Origin of the sequence: Enterococcus sp. DIV0806c (assembly GCF_051710905.1) — a bacterium.
Taxonomy (GTDB): domain Bacteria; phylum Bacillota; class Bacilli; order Lactobacillales; family Enterococcaceae; genus Enterococcus_B; species Enterococcus_B mundtii.
The window spans coordinates 2,572,385-2,597,797 of record NZ_JBIOLO010000001.1 but is presented as its reverse complement, the minus strand read 5'-3'; the positions used below and the strand labels follow the sequence as shown (position 1 = coordinate 2,597,797).

Sequence of the window (25,413 nt, the reverse complement as noted above, 5' to 3'; positions counted from 1 at the left end):
CTGATGGGAAAATCAGTGGTTTGGCTCAGTAGTGTAAGTGTCCTGTTTGCTGCACTTGTGATAACAGGTTGTGGGGCTGGAACTGATACGGGGGAAGAAGTGTCCGATTTTACTTCTATTATCGATAATGATGGAGCGGATCCTTGGATCTTGCAAACGGAGTCCTACTTTTATTATACCAAAACGACTGGGAATAATTTAACGCTATGGCGTGCTGAAAACCTCTCTCTCGTGGCAATCGGTGAAAAAAAGATCATCTGGGAAATGCCAGAAGATTTTGAAAGTATCTGGGCACCGGAGCTTCATTACTTAGATGACCGTTGGGTGATGTATTTTGCAGCGAATCGCCCTTCAGAAACCCACCGAATGTTTGCATTAGTTAATCATCAAACAGATCCATATATGGGTGACTGGCAATTGGAAGAGATCAAAGGGATGGATGATAAATTTGCGATTGATGGCACCGTCTTAGAGATAAGTGACAAACGCTATTTTCTTTGGTCTGGTTGGGAAGGATATGAAAATATTGCTCAAAATCTTTATTTAGCGGAAATGGTTTCTCCTACGGAAGTAGTTGGTGAAAAACGGCTTATCTCAAAACCAGAATATGAATGGGAAATGCGTCAAACGCCATTGATCAATGAAGCCCCTCAAGTGATCATCAAAGATAAGACAGTCAATTTAGTATATTCTGCGAGTGGGAGCTGGGACAACGATTATGCGCTAGGTCTTATGACCCTAGATGTAGCTGATGATCCGCTAGAAAAAGCCAATTGGCAAAAGAAACCAGAGTCAATTTTCCAACAGACAAACACTGTCTATGGACCCGGGCATAATGGATTTGCTAAATCAAAAGATGGCTCTGAAGACTGGTTGATTTATCACGCTGCTCGATGGGATCATTCCGGTTGGGACCGTTCGATCCGCTTGCAAAAGTTTGGTTGGGATCAAGAGGATAAGATCCTGCTGGAACCGCCCTTGGATGACTGGCGCGTTCAATCGTTGCCAAAAGCTGAGCCGAATCGGATGAGATTACCAGCCAGTCGTGCGTTGCTTGAAGGTGATTTAGCGATTGTCGAGGATGATGCGGCACTCTCTAAGAAAGTCGTACAAGGATTTGAGTCAATTACTGACAAAATCATTTTTACCCCACAGGTCGAGAAAGCAACTGAATCTCTAGTGATTGTCTATGTCAAAACGAACGATCCTCTTATCATGAATGAACCAATCCGGATCAAGATCGAAACGAAACAAGCAAGTCAGTTGGTGGATGTGTATCCTTCCGAATATTATCAACCGCTACAAGTCCGTATGAAATTACCAAAGGGAGAGCAGGAAATCATGATTTCGTCCGAAATTGGGGTTGATACCCTGAGTATTGATCGTTTAGAAATCGTAAAATAAAGAATATTGAGGAATTCTTCCAACTAACAACGATTGGTGACAATTATTTGGTTCATACTAATTTGTCTTTATATGATCTAGCATGAGTCTTAGACTGTAGACAAACTCTTAAAGCTAGAGTTTTGTTTATAGTCTTTTTTACATTGGTTGTATAAATAAGTTGGATTCTTTGTCAAACGATGTAAAGAGAAATCTTAGAATGATTGGTTGATCTGAAACAAAAGCAAAATTAACTTGTGTCTTTCACCTTAAAACCGAATAAATGATAGAAACAGAAGTGAGCTCTTTTTCATTTCATTAACAAGTCTTTTCTGTGCCGTATCATGATTCGCAAGTTAAAGTGATAAAAACTTCGAAAACCATTGGCATTTTTTTGATTTAGGAAATATGAGTGAGAAATTTCTATATCAGTATCAAAAGCCATTATTTTTTATACTGATACTAGGCAGTGTGTTTACATAAAAGTAAAATAAATGAGCGAAAATGAACGGAAAACAGATGAATTTTAAATAACTAACATCACATATTTATATTTATATAAATATGCCCAATAAGAAGTTAGATTACATTTGGATACTCTATTCTATTGATGAAGCTATCCTCTGAAATAAAAAATATAAACATGCTAGGCAATGCATCATAAGTCTAGATTAAGGAGAAAATCAAAATGAAAAAAATTCTATTATTCGTTGGGGTGTTTGGAATAGTAACATTAGGTGATGCCGTTTCTGCGCAAGAAATCAATCCATTGAGCGAGCAAGAAAGGGAAATTGCTAATAAGGTAGTTAATTCAGTCGATTTTTACGATAAGGTAAGTATATCCTTTCGAGAAAAATATGGGAATTTATCTGACAGGGAGTATCAAGTACAAGCAAAACTAGACTTTTCTAAAGGTATTCTGGATGAAGAATTTGTTGAGGTATTTGAAAATGAAACAACGGGTGAGCAAAAAGCAATCATCTATGATAAGTCTAAAAATAAAAATTTAGTTGATGTGAATTTTAAAGAAAACGATTACTTTGTAAGTCAATATAACGTTGATATTGATCGAGCCAATAAGGGTAAATCAATTGAAAGCCGATTAACAAAAAATGGTTTAGGAGAAACGGTTTTGAATCAACGAGATTCTGTTTTACCGCTATCTATGTCAGCAGATGCTGTCTTTTCACAACTTTATGGTGCCCAACTTTTTTCTCTCTATAATCATTGGGAAATCATTCGGACAGAAAAGCTACTGGGAAGGGACGTTGTTTTTCTTGAAGGAGAGTATCCAGAGGAATTTGGGTCAAAAGTAAACGCTCAAACTTTTAAAGCATGGATCGATGAAGCAACAGGAATTATTCTTAAGCTTGAAGGTTTCGCTGATTCCATCATGACCAATTATTTGATCGTGGATACGATCGACTTTGATTCAGAAGTAACAATCAGAAACATAGAGGAAATAAAAAAAGATAATTTAGATGAATACAAATTTCCAATAGAAAAACAGTATTCCGGAGATGGAACTTTAATTAGTGTAAAAAAACCTAATTTAGCGGAGCAACCACTGATTGATTTATTTGTTCTTGATAATGACCATTTAACCGGTCAAGGAACAGTCACTAATGAAGGCTTCAATTGGATTTCAAATGCATCTATATTTTACGGGAAGAAAGATATGTGAGTAGCGATAGTCAAGCTTGGTACTTATATTAAATGGTGGCCATACCAATTATTCGCGTATGTTCAACAAATCATGTGGTAATCCTTTTTATTTTTTTTGAAAGATAGGAGAGTGAATAAACTAGAATGAAGAAACGGATAGTATCTATCTTGTTGTTTGTATTACTAATTACTGGTTGTAGTAACGAATCAAGTACAGGACAATCTCAAACAAGAGACAGCATGGAGGAAACAATAGAAAGTACTTCTTTACAGGAAATAACTGATTCAGACGAGTTGACATTCGAGGAATATAAAAAAGCCTTTCCTGGTCCGGGAAAACTCGATGAAGCATATCAGAAATTAAAAATAAAAAGCGATATCTCCCACGACCAGTTACAAGATCTCTTGACCAGGTATTCTTGGAAACTGGAGGGTGGAGGTATCTTGATCTTCAATGAATCAGGTGAAGTACAGCGAATCAACCTGTCTGGGCTGATAGAGTATGCTGGAATATATTCTGTTACTCAAGATAACTTCTATTTAGAGCCAGATCCAGCAAGTGTGAACCATGTGAATGTGATCAAAGATCATAAGTACAGGATCGAAGCAGATAAATTGTTTTTATTCAGCGAGGAAGTGAAAGAACATCAAGTCATTATGTATCCTATGAAAAAAATAATCCCATAAATAACTGTTTTTTATGGATATAAACCTCAATCGCTTATAATTATTGATTAGGGTCAAAGTACAAAGTAACTATAAGTAAAAAAATGATATCTATCGTAAAAAAACGCCAGAGCCATCAATAAAAGAAATATTACTAGATTGTTTTCATCAGTAAAGTTGAGATCAAGAGTAACATATAAAAGAATAAAGTGAGATAAAGTGAAGAAATCATTTTATTTTGCCAAGATAAAATGAGGTTTTGCTGTTTTTGATTCTTAAAGTAGTATATCAAATATGATTTATTTTTAGCTATAACCAGATATCCTTGGCTAATGCTGTCTTTAGAGTAGAAACATGTAGTTAAACTCAACAACAAGAAGAAGATTCCTGAAATTAAAAAAAAGGTAGAAAGATTCAAGATGTTCTTTGAAACTAGCACATTTGAAAGGATAAATGAAATTGAAGTCAAAAAAATGTATTGATTACTTTTTTTTAACATACGAATATATATTTCTGTTTCATCAGAAGCTGCAGAGAAAATTTTTTTTGAATATATGTATTGTTTAAATAATTCTATTCGATTACTGATTAATATCAAAGATACAAGTGAGATTAACATAAGACCTAGAAGACCGAAGTTAAGTATGTCTAAGTAATGATACATGGTATTGCCCCCTTTAGTATTTATGTAGCTTAAAAATGCTATCAGCTATAATTAACAGATAGAAACATTATCATCTATAAGTATACGCAATGAATGGATAGATAAAACGCAATCAGTTAAAACAACTTTTTATAATGAGAGTTATTTTAACTGGCTATCATAAAGAAAAAGCTACCCTCTAATTTTAAAGGATAGCTTTATTCATTGCTTATTTATCTGTTTGCTCACCAATTTGGTGGGCTTTTAGTTTTTCAGTTTCCCGGACGATATAGACTGGGCGTTTTTTCGTTTCTAGGAAGATTTTCCCAATATATTTCCCAATGATACCAAGAGAAAGAAGTTGGATTCCGCCGATGAATAGGACGATTGAGACGAGTGAAGGCCAGCCGGATGTTGGATCACCAAATAATAACGCACGTAAAATAATAAATAAGATGGCGATTCCTGAACCGATACATGATAATGCGCCCACAAATGAGGCGATGTTCAATGGCGTGTCAGAAAAATTGACGATCCCATCGATTGAATAGTTGAATAATTTCCAAAATGACCAAGACGTCTCACCGGCAACGCGTTCGCGATTTTCAAATGAGAGATACTCTGTTTTGAACCCTACCCAACTGAATAGTCCTTTTGAAAAGCGATTGTATTCCGCTAATTCTAAGACCGCATCCACCATTTGGCGAGTCATCATGCGATAATCTCTTGCACCGTCAACCATTTCAGTATCACTGATTTTATTGATCAATTGGTAAAATTTCTTCGCAAAGAAACTACGGATAGCTGGTTCACCTTCACGAGTAGAACGGCGTGTACCGATACAATCGATATCGGAGTTGATGACTTTATCGATCATCACTGGTAATAATTCAGGTGGATCTTGTAAATCGACGTCCATGACAGTGACTAAGTCTCCTGTAGAGGCTTGCAGGCCGGCATATAGTGCGGCTTCTTTTCCGAAATTTCGTGAAAAAGCGACAAAACGAACGGATTCATGTACATTCGCTAATTTTTTGATGGCAGCCAATGTACCATCACTTGACCCATCATCGATAAAAAGATACTCGAACTCGTAATCGCCACGAAATTTTTCGACTTCATCAAAAAAAAGTGGGACAGTTTTTTCTTCATTAAAACAAGGGATAACAATTGATATTTTCATGTTTTCGTTCCTTTCAAGCATGTTTTCTCCTATAACTAGTATAAATAAAAGTATGTTTAAATAACAACGATATAAGATAATTATCTTTATTATAAGTGCCGTATACAGTGTACCATCTCTATGTCATTAAATAAACTTTTAGGTTGATTTTTTTCGAAGAATCATAGATGATAAATAAAATAAGTGATGAGGAAGGCGGACAAAAATGAAAATTGAAACACCGATCGGTCCTTTATGGCTTGATGCCGATCAAAAAGGATTAACAGCTGTCTCTTTTGAACGAATTTCTGAAAATGAAGAAGCAAATGCTCAGATTTTATCCTTGGCAAAACAACAGCTGGAAGAATATTTTTCAGGTGAAAGACACGTTTTTGATGTACCTTTATCTTTCCAAAGAGGAACAGCCTTTCAACAAAAGGTTTGGCGAGTGCTCACAAGAATCCCTTATGGACAAAGTCGCACATATAAACAAGTGGCACAGGCAATCGGACAACCAAAGGCAGCTCGTGCGATTGGTCAAGCCAATCGTTTGAATCCTCTACCAATCGTTATTCCTTGTCACCGAGTGATTGGGCAAAATGGACAATTGACTGGGTATATGGGGAAAGCTGAAAATGGGTTAGTGATCAAACGGCAACTATTAGTGCTTGAAAATATTTTAGCTCATTAGGCTGTACTACCAGCTGACAGCACAGAAAAATAAGCACCAACACCTCGAAATAGAAGATCTTTCCGAGATGTTGGTGCTTATTTTACTTATAGTTTGATCAACCAAATAAAGAATAAAGCCATGATCGTTTGTAGAAGTCCCACAGTCAATCCATACGTCAAGAATCGCTTTCCTTCTTTCATGAACTTTGCAAAATCCAAACGTAAGCCAATCGCGGCTAATGCAGTGACCTCAAACCAACCACTAATAAAACTAGCGCTTTGATCGATCACATGGGGAATGGTGAAGAAGCTGTTGATTAAACACACGATCAAGAAGCCTAAAACGTACCAAGGAAGTGGCATTTTTCGTTTGTGGTTTTTTGGCGTATACGTAGACGAGACGGCCGGCTGTTTTTTTGTCATAAATTTTTCAAAGAGGAATACCACGACCACAAGCATCATGATCCGCATGATTTTAAACAGCATTGCAAATTGCACGACTGAAGCATCTAATAGACTTGCTCCAGCAACCACTTGTCCAACGGATTGTAAAGTACCACCTATAAGCGCACTTTTTTCGATCAGTTGATCACCAAAGAGTTGGAGACCTAAAAAGGGAAGTGTCAACATCATCACTGTTCCTAAAAGATTGACCAAGGTAATGACTTGGCCCTTTTCTTCTTCATCTGCATGGATCACTGGAGCAATCGAAGCAATGGCTGAAGAACCGCAAATGGCGTTTCCACCTGCCATCATCAAGGCAAAGGTATCGCTGAACAACAGTTTTTTTCCGATGAAATAGGCACCAAGAATCGTGACAGTCATTTGGAGTAACACGAAAGTTACACCTTTGATACCAATCTGTGCAATCGTTTGGATCGTCACAGTTGCACCAAGCAAGAAAACGGAACATTCTAATAGTTTACTTTCGGCAAATTTGGTACCCACCGCAAGTTCAGGTTGCTTAAACAAGGTGTTTCCTAAGACGATGCCAAGTAAAATCGCAATCGTTCCTGCACCGAGTTGTGGGACAAAGGGCCCCAATAGCCGACTAATGACTGCGACGGAAAAGGCGAGTAGTAGTCCGGGTAAGATTTTTCGGCCACCAAATTTTTTCAGCGTTTTTATATAAGTGAATAAAGCATTCATCTGATTCTTTCCTTTCATTTAAGAAAAAGTTTTTCTAAAATATAGTATCATTTATTTGTTTCTTCGTGAATACAAAAAAACCTTCTGCCTTTTTACTAAACGAAAAAGACAGAAGGTGAAGTCTATTCTATCAATCCCTTTGAAAGGTGATGTTTATGTTGACTGTGTTCTTTAATCAAGTAGATGGCATAGTGTCCTAAGACGTAAGCGATCATGCCACAGGCAATCAAACACTCGATGACTTTCAATCCATCTAAGATCCCTGTAGCAAACCCTAATTGATGGAAATAAGCAGTGGCAGTAGAGATTGCTGTAGCAGAGATCACCAATGGGAAAGTAAAGGCTGCAAAGCTTGGATAAAAATCAAGCAATAACAGACGTGGTAACATGGCTAAAACGATAAAGTAAAGTACTTGCGAAACAAGGAACAACGTCATGACTAAGGCCAAATTTGGGTCTTCAAAGTTTTTTAAGTACCCTGTCAGGCACAAAGAACCAGGTGCTGCAAGAATCGCAATCAATGGTAAGGTTGGTTGCGCCATATTTTTGACAAAGAAAATTCGATGGATGATGATTGGTAGTAGTACTACATAACAAGCTAACGAAAGCCAGAAGAAAATCTTTCCAAGGATCGGAGAAAAGTTTCCAGCAGTTACTGTGATGACACCAAAACCAACATACACGATAAACCAGCTTGGAAAAATTGCTTCTATTGACAAGTCTGCTTTAACTACATGATGGTAATTAAAGTACAGAACCAAGATGATTTGGAAGATCACTGCGGCTAGCCAAATCAATTTAACAATTGGCGCAATTGATTTGAAAGAAACAAAATACGTACAGATGACCATCAAAGACATCGTAAAGGTCGGCGAGACGGAAGCGACGATTGGATCATATAGATGTTGCTTCGTGTGTTCAAATAAAAGGATCAGTTTGCCGATGATCAACAGCATCAAAAGCATACCGATCGCACCTACAAAATTTCCTAAATGCGTCAAATGATAGTCTTTTAAAAGATTCCCTAAAGAAGTCAATCCAAGGATCAACCCACAAATCGGGATCGGAACAATCTTCAAGAAATGCTTCATACATTACTCTCCTTTTTATTGATAATAAAGGACAGACTCGTTGCAACGATAAGTAGCCAACGATGAAAACTGCTTGTTACGAAGAATAGTAAAGTTTTTCAATGGGAAAAAACAAATCGCATGGATGCTTCTCCTTATCGTTGCAGTAAGCTGTCTGGAAGGTTGTGAGGTGTGTGTAACTGAAGGTCCACAACCTGTTCCTTACACTTTTCATTATAGAGTCTTTTTGATATATTTAAATCAAATAGTTATTATAGTTACTATAAAAAAAGATAATGGAAGTGGTTAGATGTTTAAGTTATTAACAACCTTTCGTGTCGTTTATGAAACAAGAAATTTTTCGCGAACCGCTGAATTACTCTATTTGTCTCAACCTGCGGTGTCCAATCAAATCAAACAATTGGAGCGGGATCTTGGAGTTGAACTTTTCCAACGCAATGGACGACAAGAGATGAAACCGACAAAACAAGCGGATTTGCTTTATGAACGAACATTGGTTTTATTGGAAGAATGGGAAACAACACAACAACAATTAGCGGATGAAAAAAATGAAGAAGAAGTGTGCCGGATCGTCGCTTCCCATACATTTGCTGTGTATTTATTGCCTCAATTGATGAAAGAGTTGATCGTGCGTTTTCCAAAAATCAAGTTTTCGATTGCTTTTGCGAATTCTCATGAGAGTTTGGAGCAAGTGGCAAAACATGAAGCTGATTTTGGTTTTATCGAAAAACCTTTAGAAACAACCGGCGTACAACGCTTTTCTTTACTTGAAGATGCGTTGGTCGTTGCAGGTGATCCTAAGAGTGAGCTATGGCTAGTCAGAGAATCTTCTTCAGGTGTGTTCCATTACACACAACGTTATTTTGAAGAAAAGAATATCCAAGGGAAGAAAATGCTTGTAAAAAGTAATGAAGTCATTGTGGCGATGTTGAAAGAAGGAATCGGACGATCCATATTATCCAAACGAGCAGTACCAAAAGGGATACACGTTGAACCTTTAGCTGAATCTCGTCAGTTCTATTTGATCCAACGGACCCATTTGACCTCTGAACGGTTATTAGAAGTAGGAAATGAGATCTTGGATTTCTATAAAAAGGAAAAGAAAAATTGAAAAATATCAGACGGAATCAATAGAACTTCTCCCTTGAATAAGCGTTTTTTTCGTATTTATCTTAAGAAAGGATAAAGAGAAATGAATAAGATTAATTTTTCGCAAATCTCATTTGCTTTGGCTTTCATTTATAGAAGGAGACAGCTATAATATAGGGCAGTATGGTTTTTAGGAAAAGGGATGAAAAATGGAAAAAAAAATAAAAACTTCGAATGATAACCGCATCGATTACGGAGTCATTCTACCAGTATTTTTATTATGTTTGATTGGGATTTTATCCTTATATGTTGCATTGACACATGATCCAAACGGTCCTTCTGTGACAAGAGGTGTCGGGATGCAGATCATTTGGTACCTTGTGGGAGCAGTAGCGATTGCAATCGTCATGCGGATCAATTCGAAATGGATCTGGAAATTGACGCCTTATCTCTATGGACTAGGATTACTTGTCATGGGGTTGCTCTTACGATTTTACGACCAGAATCTGGCGGCAAGTACCGGTTCAAAAAACTGGTTCCGCTTTGGAAGTGTCACATTTCAACCAGCCGAGCTGATGAAGATCGCTTATATTTTGATGCTGGCGTTGATCGTAACGAAGCACAATACGCAAGTCAAAGTTCGAACAATCAAATCTGATTTTTGGCTGATTGCAAAGATGTTGATCATTTCGATTCCTGTGATTGCGTTAGTCATGGCGCAAAAAGACTTTGGGACGATGCTCGTCTTTCTGGCGATCTTTGGTGGCGTCTTTTTGATGTCAGGGATTTCTTGGAAAATCATTGGCCCGATCTTTGCTTTAGCATTTATTGTGGGTGCAGGAACGATTTTCCTTGTGACCACAGAATCAGGAAGAGAATTCCTGTATACTGTTGGGTTCAAATCTTACCAATTTGCCCGAATCGATTCTTGGCTCGATCCCTTTCATGATACGTCGGGCTTTAGCTTCCAACCCGCCCAAGGGATTTTAGCAATCGGAACAGGTGGGATGTTCGGAAAAGGCTTTAACGTCAGCAACATTTACGTGCCAGTCCGAGAATCGGATATGATATTCACTGTCATTGGCGAGAATTTTGGCTTTATTGGTGGCGCATTTGTCATTTTCTTGTATTTTGTATTGATTTATCGTATGATACGTGTCTGCTTCGATACGAACAATGAGTTTTATGCCTATATCGCAAGTGGATTGATCATGATGCTCTTATTCCATGTCTTTGAAAACATTGGCGCAAATATCGGCTTACTTCCATTAACAGGGATTCCATTGCCGTTTATCAGTCAAGGGGGTTCATCGATCTTAGGGAATATGATTGGGATCGGATTGATCTTATCCATGCGTTATCAAAATGAAGCACCGGTAAAAAATTCTAGGAGGTAACGCAAGTTGTTTACTTTTTATGAGTACCCAAAGTGTTCTACTTGTCGAAAAGCCAAGGCTTGGCTCGACAATCATCAAGTAACGTATCAAGCGGTCGATATGGTCAAAGATACGCCTACGGCAGAAACGATCGAATCATGGTTGAAGCATTCAGATGTGCCGCTTCGCCGTGTCTTTAATACAAGCGGGATGAAGTATCGTGAACTTGGTCTAAAAGATCAAATCGATGAATTATCCCTCATAGAAGCAAGTCAGCTGTTATCTACGGACGGCATGTTGATCAAACGACCATTGATCGTCAAAGACAATCAACTGGTCACAATCGGTTTTAATGAAAAAATATACGAAGGAGCATTCAATTAAAATGGCTGGGAAACACTTAAAGAAGAAAGATAACCTTTGGATTTTATTTAATGGAAAAGAATACTGTGTAGGTTTGACAAAAGAAGCGCAAGAAGATCTAGGTGAGATCACGTTTGCCAACTTACCAAAAATCGGTAAAGCGTATCAAGCAGGCGATGCACTGGTTGAAGTAGAAGCAGAAAAAGCAGTCACTGAATTTGCAAGTCCATTATCTGGAACAGTCTCATCTGTGAATGAAAAAATCAGTGAGAATATCGCTGTTTTGAACGATGAAGATGAAATGACTGCGTGGTTATTGAGTTTTAAAGATGTCGATGCTGCAGAATTCGACGCACTTTAAGAAATACCATGTTCAAATAAACGTTTGACACTGATTCTTGTAACTGCTATAATCATAAACAATCATATTGAAAGCTTTGATAAGAAGAGTACATGTCACGGATGTTTCAAGAGAGCCCGGTTTGCTGTGAAAGGGTAACGGAAATGAAATGGAAGATGGTCTTAGAGCAGAGTGAGTGAGCGCAAGCAAACTGACTACGGGCGTGCCCGTTATAGCACAGCAGTATGCGACTAGAGTCAAGTACTGAACGAGGTTGTTATTGTGAAATAGCAGCGAATCAAGGTGGTCACACGGAAGTCTAAACTTTCGTCCTTTTGCTAAACGCAAAGGACGAAAGTTTTTTTGTTGTCTAAGAGAAAATAAGTAAAGAAAGATGTGAACGATATGTCATTGATCCAATTGACGAATGTCAAGAAAACATTTGGCGGGAAACATGGGACGATCCACGCTATCAACGACGTTTCACTACAAGTGGAACAAGGCGACATTTACGGCATCGTCGGTTATTCCGGTGCTGGTAAGAGTACGTTAGTTCGTTTGTTGAACGGCTTGGAATTACCTACAGATGGTCAAGTAATTGTCAACGACCAAGACATTACTAAATTAAAAAATAAAGAATTACGCGTTTTTCGTAAAAAAATCGGCATGATTTTTCAACATTTCAATCTATTGTGGTCACGTACCGTACTAGAAAATATCCAACTACCTTTGGAATTAGCCGGTGTACCGAAACAACAACGGAAAGAAAGAGCAGAAGAATTGCTCCGTTTAGTCGGTTTGGAAGGACGAGGACAAGCTTATCCGTCCCAATTATCTGGTGGGCAAAAGCAAAGAGTCGGGATTGCTCGTGCGTTAGCCAATGAGCCAGAAATCCTCCTTTGCGATGAAGCGACAAGTGCATTGGACCCACAAACGACGGAAGAGGTCTTAGATCTATTATTGGCAATCAACAAAAAATTGAACTTGACGATTGTTTTGATCACACATGAAATGAACGTTATCCGTAAAATCTGTAACAAAGTGGCAGTGATGGAACGTGGGCAAGTCGTGGAAGAAGGCGATGCGTTGACCGTTTTTCGCAATCCACAACAAGAAGTCACGAAACGCTTCGTCCAACAAGATATCGAACCAGAAGCTGAGTCCACTGAATTATTGGCAGAGTTGATCAAAGAAAATCCAGACGGTCGCTTAGTGACATTGACCTTCAACGAAACAAACGCCAACGAACCAGTGATTTCTCAAGCCATTCGTCGTTACAATGTGGATATCAATGTCGTATATGGGAAAATCAAGCAAACCAAAGAAGGCTCGTTTGGTTCGCTGACTACCTTGATGATCGGAGAGGAAAACGAATTGGACCAAGCAGAAAACTTCATCAAAGAGCAAGGCGTCGGAGTGGAGGTGATCCATCATGGATAAAAGCTTCACAGAAACCTACCTTGATTTCAGCCAAATCAACATGGAGACGATGCAACAAGCCATCATGGACACGTTATACATGACGTTGATCTCCATGGTCTTAGTAACCATCATCGGTTTGATCCTTGGTTTGATCCTTTACTCGATCGGTCGCAAAAACAAACCGTATGCGCGGATCATTTACGGCATCGTTTCGATCATTAGTAATATTTTCCGATCGACACCATTCATGATCTTGATGGTCTTGATCATTCCCTTTACCAAAGCAATCGTGGGAACGATGTTAGGCGCACAAGCAGCGATTCCAGCTCTCGTGTTGTCCGCTGCTCCTTTTTACGCTCGACTTGTAGAAATCGCGTTTCGCGAAGTCAGCCCTGGGGTCTTAGAAGCCGCAGATGCGATGGGCGCGAGCTATTGGGAAATCATTTGGAAAGTCTTGATCCCTGAAAGTGTCCCAGCTTTGATCTCAGGGTTGACTGTAACGACGATCTCAATGATCGGTTTTACTGCCATGGCAGGGGCAATCGGTGCCGGCGGTCTAGGTGGCTTGGCTTGGCAAGAAGGCTATCAACGTGGTAATTTAACAGTGACTTTTGTCGCTACCTTGATTATTTTAGTCATTGTATTTATTGTTCAAGGAATCGGGGATTTCTTAACGAAGAAAACAGATAAAAGATAGTAGGAAATAGGAGGATATAGGATATGAAAAAGAAAATTTTTGGATTTGCAGCAACGCTTTTACTGACAGTTGGATTAGCCGCATGTGGAAACGGCGGAAGCAGTAGTGACTCATCAAACGCATCAGACGATACAACCTTGAAAATCGGCGCATCACCAACACCACATGCGGAAATCTTAGAACATGTGAAGCCGCTTTTGAAAGACGAAGGCATTGATTTGGAAATCGTCAAATTTGACGACTATGTCTTGCCAAACCAGGCATTATCAGAAGGCGACATTGATGCGAACTATTTCCAACACATCCCTTACTTGAACAAAGAAATCGACGAAAAAGGCTATGATTTTGTCAATGCCGGTGCTGTCCACATCGAACCAATGGGCTTGTATTCACAAAAAATCAAAGACATCTCTGAATTAGAAGATGGTGCAACGATCATTACTTCAAATTCAGAATCTGACTGGGGACGGATCATCACGATCTTGAAAGACGCTGGATTAGTCACAGTCAAAGACGGTGTGGATTTAGAAACAGCCACATTTGATGATATCGATGAAAATCCTAAAAACTTGAAATTCAATCACACGATCGATCCAGCATTATTGGCTTCTACTTACCAAAATGACGAAGGCGATCTAGTGGCTATCAATGCCAACTTTGCTTACGGCGCTGGATTGAATCCATTAGAAGATGCGGTATTATTAGAAAAAGACAACTCACCATATGTCAACATCATTGCGACACGTAAAGGTGACGAAGACAGCGACAAGATCAAAAAATTGATCGAAGTCTTACATCAAGAAGATGTTCGTCAATGGATCGAAGAACAATGGGAAGGCTCCGTAAAATCTGTCGATGCGGATGCAAAATAAAACCTGTAAAGTCTGGGAATGATTCCCAGACTTTTTTTGAGAAAAAACGAACAGAAATTATTTTATTTAGTTTATAAAGATTATCAATTGAAAATGATGTTTTATTTGCAATAAATCAAAATTATGACATTTTTAACTGGTCGGGGCGTTGCGCTTCATTCTCAATTAGTCTAAAATAAGTGAGAACGAATCAGAATATGGAGGGGAACTACATGTCTGTCTTAGAAATAAAAAACCTACATGTGTCGATTGAGGACAAGAAAATCCTTAAAGGCGTGAATTTAACAATGAAAACAGGAGAAATCCATGCCATCATGGGACCAAACGGAACAGGTAAATCGACCTTGTCTGCTGCAATTATGGGAAATCCGAATTACGAAGTAACCGAAGGAGAAATCCTTTTTGATGGGCAAAATGTGTTAGAGCTAGAAGTAGATGAACGTGCGCGTTTAGGTCTGTTTTTAGCCATGCAATACCCAAGTGAGATTCCAGGGATCACGAATGCCGAATTTATGCGTGCAGCGATCAATGCGACACGTCCGGAAGACGACAAGATTTCTGTCATGTCATTCTTGAAAAAGTTAGATGAAAAGATGGGACTCTTGAATATGCCAGAAGAAATGGCTGAACGTTATTTGAACGAAGGCTTTTCTGGTGGAGAGAAAAAACGTAATGAGATCTTACAACTCTTGATGTTAGAACCAACTTTTGCGATTTTAGATGAAATCGATTCTGGTTTAGATATTGATGCACTGAAAGTCGTGGCAAAAGGCGTGAATGAAATGCGCGGCGACAACTTTGGTGCCTTGATCATTACTCACTACCAACGCTTGTTAAACTACATCACACCTGACGTAGTCCACATCATGATGGAAGGTCGTGTCGTGATGACTGGCAGTGCAGATTTAGCAAAACGCCTAGAAGCCGAAGGATATGCAGGCATCAGTAAAGAATTAGGAATCGACTACAAAGAAGAAGAAGCGTAAGGAGGAGCACATCTATGAAAGACATTAAATGGCTCGATCATCTTGACGCTGTTACAGATTTTTCATTCAGTAAAGGTGAACCGGAATGGATGACGACGCTTCGTCAAGAGGCGCTGAAAAAAGCAGATGAACTACCATTGCCCCATATCGAACGTGTGAAATTCCACCGTTGGCCATTGTTTTCAATCAATGAGTTGACTGATCAGACACCTGAATCTGGAAATGTTGCGGCATTTGATGCGATGAAAGACAATCCATTAGTCGTGCAACAAGGCACCTTGACTGTCTTTGAGCAATTATCCGCAGACCTTGCAGAACAAGGAGTGATCTTTACAGATCTATTTACTGCAATGCAAGAATACCCTGAATTAGTCCAAGAATATTACATGACGAAAGCTGTTGAAATGGACGAAGACCAATTGACTGCGCTTCATGCCGCATTCATGAATAGTGGCTTGTTCTTATATGTACCAAAAAATGTAGTCATCAAAGAACCGATCGAATCCCTGTTTATCCAAGAAGGAGCATTCTCGCAACACTTCTTTAAACACGTCTTGATCGTCGCAGATGAACACAGTGAATTCTCTTACTTGGAACGATTTCAAACAACTGGAGAAGAATTACAAAAAGTCTCTGGGAATATCATTGTTGAAGTCATCGCCAAAGCCGGTGCCAAAGTCAAATATGCAGCAGTCGACCAATTAGGCGAAAATGTCACAGCATACATGAACCGTCGTGGACATATCTTACGGGATGCTTTTGTGGACTGGGCAATCGGAGTGATGAACGATGGAAATATCGTCGCTGATTTTGATTCAGATCTAGTCGGTGAAGGCGGACATGCGGAAGTCAAGATCGTGGCAATCAGCTCAGGAAAACAAACCCAAGGAATCGATACCCGGGTGACAAATAAAGCTCCACACACGATCGGACATATCTTGCAACATGGTGTGATCCGCGAACGTGGTACGTTGACATTCAACGGTATTGGACACATCTTGAAAAAAGCCAAAGGTGCAGATGCCCAACAAGAAAGTCGTGTCTTGATGCTTTCAGATAAAGCCAGAGGCGATGCCAATCCGATCTTATTGATCGATGAACACGAAGTTACAGCAGGACATGCCGCAAGTGTTGGACGTGTCGATCCGGAAGAAATGTATTATTTGATGAGTCGCGGCTTACGAAAAGAAGAAGCAGAACGTTTAGTCATTCGTGGCTTCTTAGGGTCTGTCTTAACTGCGATCCCAGTTGAAGCGGTGCGCAAAGAACTAGTGGCAGTTATTGAAGGGAAGTTAAATGTATGATTTCTCCAGAAAAAATCCGTCAAGATTTCCCGATCTTATTTCAGGAAGTCAATGACGAACCCCTGGTGTATTTAGACAATGCAGCGACTACGCAAAAACCCAAACAAGTGTTAGCGACTATGACGCATTATTATTCCGCAAACAATGCCAACGTCCATCGAGGCGTGCATACGTTAGCCGAACGAGCGACCCATGATTACGAAGCTTCCAGAGAAAAAGTTCGTCGTTTTTTAAATGCCCAAGAGACCGCTGAGATTATTTTCACACGTGGAACGACCACAAGTTTGAATTGGGTAGCTCAAAGCTATGGCGATGCCTTTGTCAAAGCCGGTGATGAGATCGTGATCTCTTATATGGAGCATCATTCGAACATCATCCCTTGGCAACAGTTGGCAAAACGAACAGGTGCTACTTTGAAATACATCGAATTGACCGAAGAAGGCTTTCTTGATCTAGAACATGCCACTTCGATCATTACAGAAAAAACCAAGATCGTGTCAGTTGCCCATGCCTCTAATGTATTAGGTGTCATCAATCCAATCCAAGAGTTGGCGACGATCGTTCATGAAAAAGGCGGTATTTTAGTGGTAGATGGTGCACAATCTGCCCCACACATCAAAATCGATGTCCAATCCCTAGATTGTGATTTCTTTGCCTTTAGCGGACATAAGATGTGCGCAACGACCGGAACAGGTGTATTATATGGAAAACGGAAATGGTTGGAACAAATGGAACCCATTGAATTCGGTGGAGAAATGATCGACTTTGTTGGCCTACAAGACAGCACATGGAAAGAACTTCCCTGGAAATTCGAAGCAGGTACACCAAACATTGCCGGTGTGATCGCACTCGGCGCTGCCATTGATTATCTTGAATCCATTGGTCTAGCAGGCATTCATCAATATGAAGAAGAACTTGTTGGTTATGTCTTACCAAAACTCCAAGCAATCGAAGGCTTGACGATCTATGGCCCAAAAGACCCGACCCAACGTACAGGTGTGATTTCCTTCAACTTAGAGAATCTACATCCCCATGATGTAGCGACTGCTCTTGATATGGAAGGCGTCGCCGTTCGTGCCGGTCATCATTGTGCCCAACCATTATTGAAGTATCTAGGGGTTGCTGCGACAGCTCGTGCCAGCTTTTACATTTATAACACAAAAGCAGATGCCGATCGTCTCGTCCAAGCAATTCTCGCAACAAAGGAGTTTTTCCAACATGGCACTATCTAAATTAGATAATCTTTACCGTCACGTGATCTTGGACCATTCATCCCATCCACATCATCGTGGCACGTTGACGGAATCAACCAATAAGATTGAAATGAACAACCCCACCTGTGGGGATGTCATTGAATTACAAGTCGAGATCAAAGATGGCAAAATCAATAATATCGCCTTTGACGGCAGCGGGTGCTCTATCAGCACAGCCAGTGCCTCAATGATGACCGATGCTGTCATCGGTAAAACAATTGCAGAAGCAGAGCAATTGACGGACGACTTTTTACTACTTGTCCAAGGAAAAGAAGTCGCAGATCTTGAACCACTAGGGGACGCTGCCATGTTAAGTGGTGTCGCAAAATTCCCCGCGCGTATCAAATGCGCAACACTTGCCTGGAAAGCACTAGGCAAGGCAATGGAAGAAGACGGTACTGCAACCGTCCATCATGAGCACAAGGAAAAGGAGTGAGCAAATGGGCGTACCAGAATTAGAAGAATATAAATTTGGCTTCCATGACGACGTGGAACCCGTTTTTAGTACAGGAGAAGGCTTGACCGAAGAAGTCGTTCGGGAAATGTCACGAATCAAAGAAGAACCAGAATGGATGTTGGAGTTCCGTTTAAAATCCCTAGAAGCATTCAACAAAATGCCCATGCAAGACTGGGGACCAGACCTATCTGACATTGATTTCAATGCCATCAAATACTACCAAAAACCAAGTGACCGACCTGCTCGCGATTGGGATGACGTACCAGAAAAAATCAAAGAAACCTTTGAACGAATCGGTATCCCAGAAGCCGAACGTGCTTATTTAGCCGGCGCTTCAGCCCAATACGAATCAGAAGTCGTATACCACAACATGAAAGACGAATTCGAAAAACTCGGCATCGTCTTTACCGACACAGATTCTGCATTGAAAGAGTATCCTGAACTATTCAAAGAATACTTTTCAAAACTCGTGCCACCAACAGATAATAAACTAGCCGCACTAAACTCAGCCGTTTGGTCAGGCGGTACCTTTATCTATGTACCAAAAGGCGTCAAAGTCGATGTCCCATTACAAACCTACTTCCGAATCAACGCCGAAAACACCGGCCAATTCGAACGTACGTTGATCATCGTAGACGAAGGCGCCAGCATCCACTATGTCGAGGGCTGTACTGCACCAACCTATTCAACTAACAGCCTACACGCAGCCATCGTGGAAATCTTTACCCGTAAAGACGGCTACTGTCGCTATACAACGATCCAAAACTGGTCCGACAATGTCTATAACCTTGTAACCAAACGAGCAAAAGCCTACGAAGGCGCAACTGTTGAATGGATCGACGGCAACTTAGGAGCCAAAACAACCATGAAATACCCAAGTGTCTACTTAGACGGACGAGGCGCACGAGGCACCATGCTATCCATTGCATTTGCCGGAGCCAACCAAATCCAAGACACAGGCGCAAAAATGATCCACAATGCACCAAACACTTCAAGCTCGATCGTCTCGAAATCAATTTCAAAAGACGGCGGCGAAGTAAACTACCGAGGCCAAGTCACCTTTGGAAAAGACAGTGCCGGCTCGATCTCTCACATCGAATGCGATACCATCATCATGGACGAATGGTCCAAATCAGATACCATCCCATTCAACGAGATCCACAACAGCCAAGTCTCGTTGGAACACGAAGCAAAAGTCTCCAAAATCTCAGAAGAACAACTCTACTACCTCATGAGCCGCGGCTTGACCGAATCCGAAGCCACAGAAATGATCGTCATGGGCTTCGTCGAACCATTCACAAAAGAACTACCGATGGAATACGCGGTAGAGTTGAACCGGTTGATTAGTTATGAGATGGAAGGATCTGTTGGTTAAGTAAATGAATTATGCGGTCTCTTTGTCAATAAGAACTGCTGATGCGTTCAAACAAGTAAAAGAGTGTGGGACAATCATCAGAAAATATCTGATGACTGTCCCACTTTTTTTCGTTTTTTTTAATTTAAGGAACGAAAATTTTTTTAACTCATGACAAAGTTGAGAAAGAATGATATCGTTGATGTCAGTTAAATATATGGGATAATAGTTATCTTGGAAATATTAAAAGGTTTATTCTTTTTATCAAAAAACTAATGTAGAACCTTGTGTATGAGAGTTTCAGCAACTCGTCAAGGAACGTTTGGGAATAAGTCGTTGTTGATGTCGTAATGGGATACTGTTGCGTATCAAGTGAGTATTCTTGGTAACAAGAGGAAAGCCAGTGTAAAAGCATTGGAACGCAAAGAACGTGTGCAAAGTGTGACCAAATGTAAGGTAGCGAACTTGTCGGGACGACAATAGAAAGCTAAGTTGATAAGATTTAGCCTCTCCGTGAAGAGATTTGCTAAGGGATTGGCATTTCACACTGATGGAAACATCCAAAGAAGTCCTTCGCCGTGAAGTGATTAGAAATAATCTATAAGACAAGAAACGCGTGAGAGTAGCAGAAGGCGGTATATGTTGATACTAATCATAATCAAAATATACCGAATGCCCCTGTGGAATTTGTAGGCTGTCATGCCTGACCACATCTCGTAAAGCTGCAATATGCCAGCGGTCGCTCCGCCTGGTACGGTATTGCAGAATGTGTGACTGAACAACATTGCAATCGCATGGCGTAGAGAGAGACACTCCGCATAGTTTTTTGGTAAAGGGCGTAAGCCTTTTTCTTTTGCATTTTTTTATATTTAAAAGAACAATTATAACGATTTGCACGATTATGAGACCAAAACTACATTTTATGAGATTTTTCGTTTTTCGATTTGTATATTTGGTAAGCTTTACGTGGAATACGCTTTCTTTGCAAAAGATCGATAAGGATGCGATTTATATCTTGGAAGTAGTGAAATGTTCTTTAAAGCGGTAAAAACCATTACTTCTAGGAAGGTTCAAATCAAATGTATGAGATGGAATGGAGGTAAGTAAATGAATGATGAAATGCTAAATAATCAACAAGAAATTGTCAAAGTGGAACAACATCAAGAAAAATTATCGAATGAAAAACGTGTATTAGAAGAAAAACTGCTTCAGTTGCAAGAGGTACTTCAAAGAGGTTTTCAACAATTAGCTGAATCAAACCATGAGGCATTGCAACGAGGTTATACCTCAACATAGTGGTTACATAAAAATAACGAAACAAAACAACATATTTTTCAACGTCAGTTAAGACAAGCCAATGAGGAATTAAATGATACATATAATAAAGCGATACAGAAATTAGAAATAGAACGAGAAGAATTACAGGCGCAGAGGAGAAACCTCTCATGGGATTGATTTATGTCAGTAGTGAATCTTCGGACTTTATGTCTGCGCTTAAAAGTAATTTAGAAAGTGGCAAAGCAACGGTTAGTCAATTGAAGTCGGGTAGTCAAAAAGTTGTTTCAGCCGTGGACGGACAGCAATTATCTGGTGCGGCGTATACAGCAGGAAAAGGTTTATTCGCGGACTTGATCATTCCAACGATTACACGCACAACAAATGCCATTGAACAGATTGAACAAGAATTGAAAAAATACCAAAATGCCGATAAAATAGTGGCAAGTGCAGGCGAATTGAATGAAGATAAGTTAAACCAACAGATACAAGTCACACGTACAATGAAAAACTCAGTAGACCAGACCTTATTTTTCGTCCGATTACAAACGACACTGAACCCCATTGCAAGTGTACTAGATACATTATTGAATGTTCAAAGAGATTTGGAACGAATGACTGATAGCTTTCAACAAGATATCGATCATTTACAAAATCAACTAAGAAAACTACAGGATTTCAATACACAAACAAGCGGTTTATTTGCTAATAGTCTAAATGAGTTGAAGATAGCGATGCAAGGTGTATTGATATTAAATAATACGACAATCAAAAGTGATGGCTCATACTCATTACCAAAAGGTACAAATAAAAGTTATTTTGAGAAAATAAAAAAAGACGTATCTTTGGTTATTGAATCAGGCGATCAAGAGATTGAGTTAATCAAAGAAACAGATAGTCTAGAAGAGATCAATCGCAAAACACTCGCTTGTGCGAATATAGGAATCAATCCTTACACAGGAAAGAAAATTAGCCAAGAAGAAGCGAATAAATTCAAATATGCTGCATGGTCAGGAACGCTTACAAATATTGGCGACACAGTGATGGGTGCATATTATGGAAATAAAGGCGCTTCGAGATTAGATGGCATGGATGATGTTGGGAGTGTCAAGAAAAATTCTAATAGTGAGAGTACTGGTGGGTCTACTCAGAAAGTTATTTCTGAATTTAAGAGTCCTGTGTTAGATGGCAAGCGAGTCGGTGGTGGAACAACAGTTGATGATATAAAGCCAATTTGGGGAAAAGATCCTTTAGGCAAACCAATTATAGATAAGGAATTTCCACATGTTCCAAAAGAACATGGATTTAGCAACATTGTTGACAATTATCCAACTGTTGCAAATGAGTATTCTTTAGTTGGTGGAGATGGAATTAGTAGAAGATTTTTTCAAATTGAAGGAAGCAACAATGGAAAAATAGGTGTTTTTGAATGGATTGTCGAACCTAATGGGAATATAAGCCATAGAAGATTTATAAATGGTGGTGCGTTGACTGGAAAACCAAATCAAGTTCCTAAAAAATAAAAGGAGAAAATAATGAATTTAGCATGTTTTAAAGAAAAAGATGTGAACTATAGTTGGAAAACTATCTATGTTGGAGTAATTCAAAAATTTTTCGATCTAAAAGTAATTTCTGACTATGCGATAGAGCTAATGGATCAGGGGAATGATGATGATTTTATTAATGAACTTGCATGGGGAATAAAACCTGACGAATTACAATCAGTGTTATTTGAATTGAAAAGAAAGTACTTTCCTAATGTGGATGAAGGCGGTAATGATTACAAATTTGAAGAACAAAAACTTAGATTTATTTATTTATCTAAACTAAATGATGCTATGAATGATGAAGATGAGTTGTTAAATGGAATTGCAGGATTCTATAATAACAATGGGTATCCAGAAGATATGGTTAGCTTCATAAATTATATGCCTCAAGAAGTTCCTACTACAAAAAAAGAATTGATAGAAAGATTCCATCAATTCTTAGATTCAGAAAATGAAAAAATTAATGAAAGATGAAACAGCACTTTACTCCTAATTAAAATTAAATAGTAAAGTTTTGACCAGTAAATATACCACCTAGAGCAATCAAGTCGTCAATAGTTAATAACAAAAAGAAGCGATTCAAATTTATCGTTTCTTTTTCTACATATGAAGTTATTACACACTTATCAAGAAAAGTGATGAAGTGGAATTAAATTACATAAAACAAATCTTTGGCAAAGAAATCCAGTATTTAGGTAAGACCGAGATAATTGTTAAATCAGAAGAAAAATTATGAATATATTTAAAAGTAGAATATAAAATATCTAATTCTCTATGTATATTTCTTCTATGTAAGGCTCGATTTTTTTAATAACCATAAGTAGTAAATAATTCATTTGAAAATACACATAGTAAGTAAATGGAGGAAAAAATGACAATAGTGAATAGTTTGGCATTAAGAGATGATGTTTATCGTTTTCTTGAAGAACATGATCATATAAAAACTTATGAACATTGTATAGCAGTCGGCGATTGTGCGGAGAAACTTGCTGTAAATTACAATATCAATGGAGAAAAAGCCAAAATAGCGGGTTATTTACACGATATATCCGCAATTTATCCAAACAATTGTAGAATTACTATAGCAAAAGAAATGGGGATAGAACTAAATCAAGAAGAGTTGGTATTTCCAATGATCATTCACCAGAAGATCTCAAAAAAAATGGCAGAAAAGATTTTTGATATCACTGACAACGAGATTTTATCCGCAATTGAGTGTCATACAACTTTAAGGGGGAGGTATACTCAACTAGACTTAGTTGTGTTCGTTGCAGATAAAATAAGTTGGGATCAAGATGGAATTCCTCCGTATCTAGACAGTTTATTATCAGCACTTGAATGTTCTTTAGAAAGTGCTGCATTGTATTATATTAAATATCTATTAGAACAAGGCGTCAAAGTTATTCATCCATGGCTAAAAGAAGCACATGAATCATTGTCTAAGGCAGTTAGTAAAGGAGAGGACGGGAGAGATATATGCCAGAATTTATAAATTTACCAAACTTTTATCATGACAGTGAAATTTTAAATAATGTTGATTTACCTGAAGAAGACCAATCTTTACAAATCCAAATAACTTTAAAAGAAACAGAAAAAATCCAAAAATCTGTTTCTTCTCTGGAAGATAGTGAAGAAAAAAGAAAAAGAAGAAAACATCCGACCTTTCAAAAAGAACAGTAATAAGTGTCGAAACGGTATGGCTTCATCTATGTTGACTTGGATGATGAAGGGAAAGGCACCGGCAATAGATATAAAAAGAAATCATTTGACTGGTATAAAAGAGTGATTGAAACAAACGGAATAGAATGATAAAAAGCAAGAACCCCAAAAATTGGAAGAACAATTTTTGGGATTCTTATCTTTTTTTTAGAGGTGTTGTTTCTAAGGTAGTAAGCTTTAAGCATTAACTAAAAAATGTATTAGCGAAAGCAATAAAAACGACCAATACAGGAATTGACCATGAAAAATCAGACGTTTTATCAAGGATTTTATTTGACGAATGATTGATCATTCTTAAGATGACCTCAATCAGAAAATAACCTAGAATCATTCCTAGTACATTTGAAGTTAAATCGTCGATATCTGTTGCTCTAGCTACCGTAAACAGTTGACTCAGTTCAATCAATAAAGAAGTGCAAAAGCCAAACAAAAGAGAATAGCTGAATTTTCTATACGTGGGACTAATTAAAGGACATAAGAATCCGATGGGTATAAAACAAATAATATTGAGAATATACCCTGTATTTATTCCATCGATGAAAGGAACAAGATTGATATTCGGATTGAAAATATTTTCGCCGAACCCACTGATTCTGTTTAATCCATAAAGCGTAGGAACACCGAACACATTGAAGAATGTCACACTCATATAATAAAACAATAAAAGTGATGATAGAATGCTTACCAATTTAAAAGAACCTTTATTTTTTCTGGTGAACCAAAATAAAAAACTTGCCAAAATTAGTAGTCCTACGAAGAATACAGGTTTTAAAGTCAAGATATCTACTATGGATTCCCAGAATCCGATTTGTTGTATCATCTTTTTCGCCTTCTTTCTTTAAGTTAATGATTATTTAGTCTGTATAATCATCTCATAGAAGGAGACGTTAGCCATCAGCCTGTAGACTTATTTTAGGAGTCATATGAG

25 protein-coding genes and 1 pseudogene are annotated in these 25,413 nt (G+C 38.6%); 22 read left to right on the top strand and 4 right to left on the bottom strand.

Translation table 11 applies throughout. The features are described from left to right. Positions 1–3: 3 nt before the first annotated feature. From IGK77_RS12115 to IGK77_RS12105, 3 genes are all read left to right on the top strand, one after another. The gene (locus tag IGK77_RS12115) at positions 4–1,404 is read left to right on the top strand and encodes a glycoside hydrolase family 43 protein (protein WP_074799429.1); all 1,401 of its coding nucleotides are present in this window, start codon (positions 4–6) and stop codon (positions 1,402–1,404) included. Between the two features lie 667 nt (positions 1,405–2,071). Further along, a complete protein-coding gene (locus IGK77_RS12110; RefSeq protein ID WP_074799430.1) occupies positions 2,072–3,067 on the top strand; it encodes a hypothetical protein in 996 nt (331 codons plus the stop codon). A gap of 125 nt (positions 3,068–3,192) precedes the next feature. Beyond that, on the top strand, positions 3,193–3,735 hold the full coding sequence (locus IGK77_RS12105) for a hypothetical protein (protein WP_074799431.1): 543 nt from the start codon (positions 3,193–3,195) through the stop codon (positions 3,733–3,735). A gap of 851 nt (positions 3,736–4,586) precedes the next feature. Here the strand turns inward: IGK77_RS12105 and IGK77_RS12100 are convergent. Next, the gene (locus IGK77_RS12100; protein ID WP_029594155.1) at positions 4,587–5,540 is read right to left on the bottom strand and encodes a glycosyltransferase family 2 protein; all 954 of its coding nucleotides are present in this window, start codon (positions 5,538–5,540) and stop codon (positions 4,587–4,589) included. Between the two features lie 205 nt (positions 5,541–5,745). Between IGK77_RS12100 and IGK77_RS12095 the strand changes: the two genes are divergently transcribed. Then, complete coding sequence (locus IGK77_RS12095; protein ID WP_010734626.1) at positions 5,746–6,210, top strand: methylated-DNA--[protein]-cysteine S-methyltransferase; 465 nt, start codon at positions 5,746–5,748, stop codon at positions 6,208–6,210. An 86-nt stretch (positions 6,211–6,296) separates the two neighbouring features. Here the strand turns inward: IGK77_RS12095 and IGK77_RS12090 are convergent, their stop codons facing one another. Both IGK77_RS12090 and IGK77_RS12085 read right to left on the bottom strand, forming a co-directional pair. Beyond that, complete coding sequence (locus IGK77_RS12090) at positions 6,297–7,340, bottom strand: YeiH family protein (protein ID WP_074799433.1); 1,044 nt, start codon at positions 7,338–7,340, stop codon at positions 6,297–6,299. Between the two features lie 122 nt (positions 7,341–7,462). After that, positions 7,463–8,431 (bottom strand): TDT family transporter, encoded by a 969-nt coding sequence (locus IGK77_RS12085; protein WP_019723785.1) that lies wholly within the window; start codon positions 8,429–8,431, stop codon positions 7,463–7,465. A 289-nt stretch (positions 8,432–8,720) separates the two neighbouring features. Between IGK77_RS12085 and IGK77_RS12080 the strand changes: the two genes are divergently transcribed. The 18 genes and pseudogenes from IGK77_RS12080 to IGK77_RS11995 all read left to right on the top strand — a co-directional run. Continuing rightward, on the top strand, positions 8,721–9,542 hold the full coding sequence (locus tag IGK77_RS12080) for a LysR family transcriptional regulator (protein WP_071866908.1): 822 nt from the start codon (positions 8,721–8,723) through the stop codon (positions 9,540–9,542). A gap of 187 nt (positions 9,543–9,729) precedes the next feature. Further along, positions 9,730–10,917 (top strand): FtsW/RodA/SpoVE family cell cycle protein, encoded by a 1,188-nt coding sequence (locus IGK77_RS12075; RefSeq protein ID WP_010734630.1) that lies wholly within the window; start codon positions 9,730–9,732, stop codon positions 10,915–10,917. Between the two features lie 6 nt (positions 10,918–10,923). Next, positions 10,924–11,280 (top strand): arsenate reductase family protein, encoded by a 357-nt coding sequence (locus IGK77_RS12070; protein ID WP_074799434.1) that lies wholly within the window; start codon positions 10,924–10,926, stop codon positions 11,278–11,280. Position 11,281: 1 nt separating this feature from the next. Further along, the gene (locus IGK77_RS12065) at positions 11,282–11,620 is read left to right on the top strand and encodes a glycine cleavage system protein H (RefSeq protein ID WP_010734632.1); all 339 of its coding nucleotides are present in this window, start codon (positions 11,282–11,284) and stop codon (positions 11,618–11,620) included. Positions 11,621–12,004: 384 nt separating this feature from the next. Then, positions 12,005–13,039 carry a methionine ABC transporter ATP-binding protein gene (locus IGK77_RS12060; RefSeq protein ID WP_019723782.1) on the top strand — a complete coding sequence of 345 codons (1,035 nt, stop codon included), beginning with the start codon at positions 12,005–12,007 and terminating at the stop codon, positions 13,037–13,039. After that, positions 13,032–13,718, top strand: a complete 687-nt coding sequence (locus IGK77_RS12055; RefSeq protein WP_010734634.1) for a methionine ABC transporter permease — start codon at positions 13,032–13,034, stop codon at positions 13,716–13,718. The genes IGK77_RS12060 and IGK77_RS12055 overlap by 8 nt, the downstream gene beginning before the upstream one ends. Before the next feature lie 23 nt (positions 13,719–13,741). Then, positions 13,742–14,590 (top strand): MetQ/NlpA family ABC transporter substrate-binding protein, encoded by an 849-nt coding sequence (locus IGK77_RS12050; RefSeq protein WP_065097060.1) that lies wholly within the window; start codon positions 13,742–13,744, stop codon positions 14,588–14,590. Between the two features lie 212 nt (positions 14,591–14,802). Further along, entirely contained in the window at positions 14,803–15,576 is a 774-nt protein-coding gene (gene sufC, locus IGK77_RS12045) for a Fe-S cluster assembly ATPase SufC (RefSeq protein WP_019724376.1), read from the top strand. Between the two features lie 14 nt (positions 15,577–15,590). Continuing rightward, positions 15,591–16,880, top strand: a complete 1,290-nt coding sequence (gene sufD / locus IGK77_RS12040; protein WP_019724375.1) for a Fe-S cluster assembly protein SufD — start codon at positions 15,591–15,593, stop codon at positions 16,878–16,880. Continuing rightward, positions 16,877–18,112, top strand: a complete 1,236-nt coding sequence (locus IGK77_RS12035; RefSeq protein ID WP_074799435.1) for a cysteine desulfurase — start codon at positions 16,877–16,879, stop codon at positions 18,110–18,112. The genes sufD and IGK77_RS12035 overlap by 4 nt, the downstream gene beginning before the upstream one ends. Continuing rightward, positions 18,099–18,569, top strand: a complete 471-nt coding sequence (sufU, locus tag IGK77_RS12030; protein ID WP_071866912.1) for a Fe-S cluster assembly sulfur transfer protein SufU — start codon at positions 18,099–18,101, stop codon at positions 18,567–18,569. Before IGK77_RS12035 ends, sufU begins: the two co-directional genes overlap by 14 nt. A gap of 4 nt (positions 18,570–18,573) precedes the next feature. Beyond that, complete coding sequence (gene sufB, locus IGK77_RS12025; protein WP_071866913.1) at positions 18,574–19,965, top strand: Fe-S cluster assembly protein SufB; 1,392 nt, start codon at positions 18,574–18,576, stop codon at positions 19,963–19,965. A 1,086-nt stretch (positions 19,966–21,051) separates the two neighbouring features. Next, positions 21,052–21,240: a hypothetical protein gene (locus IGK77_RS12020; protein ID WP_256209271.1), complete on the top strand. Its 189-nt coding sequence runs from the start codon at positions 21,052–21,054 to the stop codon at positions 21,238–21,240. Positions 21,241–21,389: 149 nt separating this feature from the next. After that, positions 21,390–22,742 carry a T7SS effector LXG polymorphic toxin gene (locus IGK77_RS12015; RefSeq protein ID WP_074799797.1) on the top strand — a complete coding sequence of 451 codons (1,353 nt, stop codon included), beginning with the start codon at positions 21,390–21,392 and terminating at the stop codon, positions 22,740–22,742. 12 nt (positions 22,743–22,754) lie between these two features. Further along, on the top strand, positions 22,755–23,240 hold the full coding sequence (locus IGK77_RS12010) for a DUF2247 family protein (RefSeq protein ID WP_065097073.1): 486 nt from the start codon (positions 22,755–22,757) through the stop codon (positions 23,238–23,240). Between the two features lie 397 nt (positions 23,241–23,637). Next, positions 23,638–24,258: a bis(5'-nucleosyl)-tetraphosphatase (symmetrical) YqeK gene (yqeK, locus tag IGK77_RS12005; protein ID WP_074799798.1), complete on the top strand. Its 621-nt coding sequence runs from the start codon at positions 23,638–23,640 to the stop codon at positions 24,256–24,258. Then, a complete protein-coding gene (locus tag IGK77_RS12000) occupies positions 24,243–24,446 on the top strand; it encodes a hypothetical protein (protein WP_074799799.1) in 204 nt (67 codons plus the stop codon). The genes yqeK and IGK77_RS12000 overlap by 16 nt, the downstream gene beginning before the upstream one ends. 3 nt (positions 24,447–24,449) lie before the next feature. Next, a pseudogene (locus tag IGK77_RS11995) lies at positions 24,450–24,575 on the top strand (family 1 glycosylhydrolase); the annotation flags it as partial. Positions 24,576–24,669: 94 nt separating this feature from the next. Here IGK77_RS11995 and IGK77_RS11990 read toward each other — a convergent pair. After that, on the bottom strand, positions 24,670–25,305 hold the full coding sequence (locus IGK77_RS11990; protein WP_071866925.1) for a VanZ family protein: 636 nt from the start codon (positions 25,303–25,305) through the stop codon (positions 24,670–24,672). Between the last annotated feature and the right edge of the window lie 108 nt (positions 25,306–25,413).

Bases quoted from the DNA above. Each gene is read 5' to 3' on its own strand.
- IGK77_RS12115 (WP_074799429.1), top strand. From the start codon at position 4: ATGGGAAAATCAGTGGTTTGGCTCAGTAGTGTAAGTGTCCTGTTTGCT.
- IGK77_RS12110 (WP_074799430.1), top strand. From the start codon at position 2,072: ATGAAAAAAATTCTATTATTCGTTGGGGTGTTTGGAATAGTAACATTA.
- IGK77_RS12105 (WP_074799431.1), top strand. From the start codon at position 3,193: ATGAAGAAACGGATAGTATCTATCTTGTTGTTTGTATTACTAATTACT.
- IGK77_RS12100 (WP_029594155.1), bottom strand. From the start codon at position 5,540: ATGAAAATATCAATTGTTATCCCTTGTTTTAATGAAGAAAAAACTGTC.
- IGK77_RS12095 (WP_010734626.1), top strand. From the start codon at position 5,746: ATGAAAATTGAAACACCGATCGGTCCTTTATGGCTTGATGCCGATCAA.
- IGK77_RS12090 (WP_074799433.1), bottom strand. From the start codon at position 7,340: ATGAATGCTTTATTCACTTATATAAAAACGCTGAAAAAATTTGGTGGC.
- IGK77_RS12085 (WP_019723785.1), bottom strand. From the start codon at position 8,431: ATGAAGCATTTCTTGAAGATTGTTCCGATCCCGATTTGTGGGTTGATC.
- IGK77_RS12080 (WP_071866908.1), top strand. From the start codon at position 8,721: ATGTTTAAGTTATTAACAACCTTTCGTGTCGTTTATGAAACAAGAAAT.
- IGK77_RS12075 (WP_010734630.1), top strand. From the start codon at position 9,730: ATGGAAAAAAAAATAAAAACTTCGAATGATAACCGCATCGATTACGGA.
- IGK77_RS12065 (WP_010734632.1), top strand. From the start codon at position 11,282: ATGGCTGGGAAACACTTAAAGAAGAAAGATAACCTTTGGATTTTATTT.
- IGK77_RS12060 (WP_019723782.1), top strand. From the start codon at position 12,005: ATGTCATTGATCCAATTGACGAATGTCAAGAAAACATTTGGCGGGAAA.
- IGK77_RS12055 (WP_010734634.1), top strand. From the start codon at position 13,032: ATGGATAAAAGCTTCACAGAAACCTACCTTGATTTCAGCCAAATCAAC.
- IGK77_RS12050 (WP_065097060.1), top strand. From the start codon at position 13,742: ATGAAAAAGAAAATTTTTGGATTTGCAGCAACGCTTTTACTGACAGTT.
- sufC (WP_019724376.1), top strand. From the start codon at position 14,803: ATGTCTGTCTTAGAAATAAAAAACCTACATGTGTCGATTGAGGACAAG.
- sufD (WP_019724375.1), top strand. From the start codon at position 15,591: ATGAAAGACATTAAATGGCTCGATCATCTTGACGCTGTTACAGATTTT.
- IGK77_RS12035 (WP_074799435.1), top strand. From the start codon at position 16,877: ATGATTTCTCCAGAAAAAATCCGTCAAGATTTCCCGATCTTATTTCAG.
- sufU (WP_071866912.1), top strand. From the start codon at position 18,099: ATGGCACTATCTAAATTAGATAATCTTTACCGTCACGTGATCTTGGAC.
- sufB (WP_071866913.1), top strand. From the start codon at position 18,574: ATGGGCGTACCAGAATTAGAAGAATATAAATTTGGCTTCCATGACGAC.
- IGK77_RS12020 (WP_256209271.1), top strand. From the start codon at position 21,052: ATGAATGATGAAATGCTAAATAATCAACAAGAAATTGTCAAAGTGGAA.
- IGK77_RS12015 (WP_074799797.1), top strand. From the start codon at position 21,390: ATGGGATTGATTTATGTCAGTAGTGAATCTTCGGACTTTATGTCTGCG.
- IGK77_RS12010 (WP_065097073.1), top strand. From the start codon at position 22,755: ATGAATTTAGCATGTTTTAAAGAAAAAGATGTGAACTATAGTTGGAAA.
- yqeK (WP_074799798.1), top strand. From the start codon at position 23,638: ATGACAATAGTGAATAGTTTGGCATTAAGAGATGATGTTTATCGTTTT.
- IGK77_RS12000 (WP_074799799.1), top strand. From the start codon at position 24,243: ATGCCAGAATTTATAAATTTACCAAACTTTTATCATGACAGTGAAATT.
- IGK77_RS11990 (WP_071866925.1), bottom strand. From the start codon at position 25,305: ATGATACAACAAATCGGATTCTGGGAATCCATAGTAGATATCTTGACT.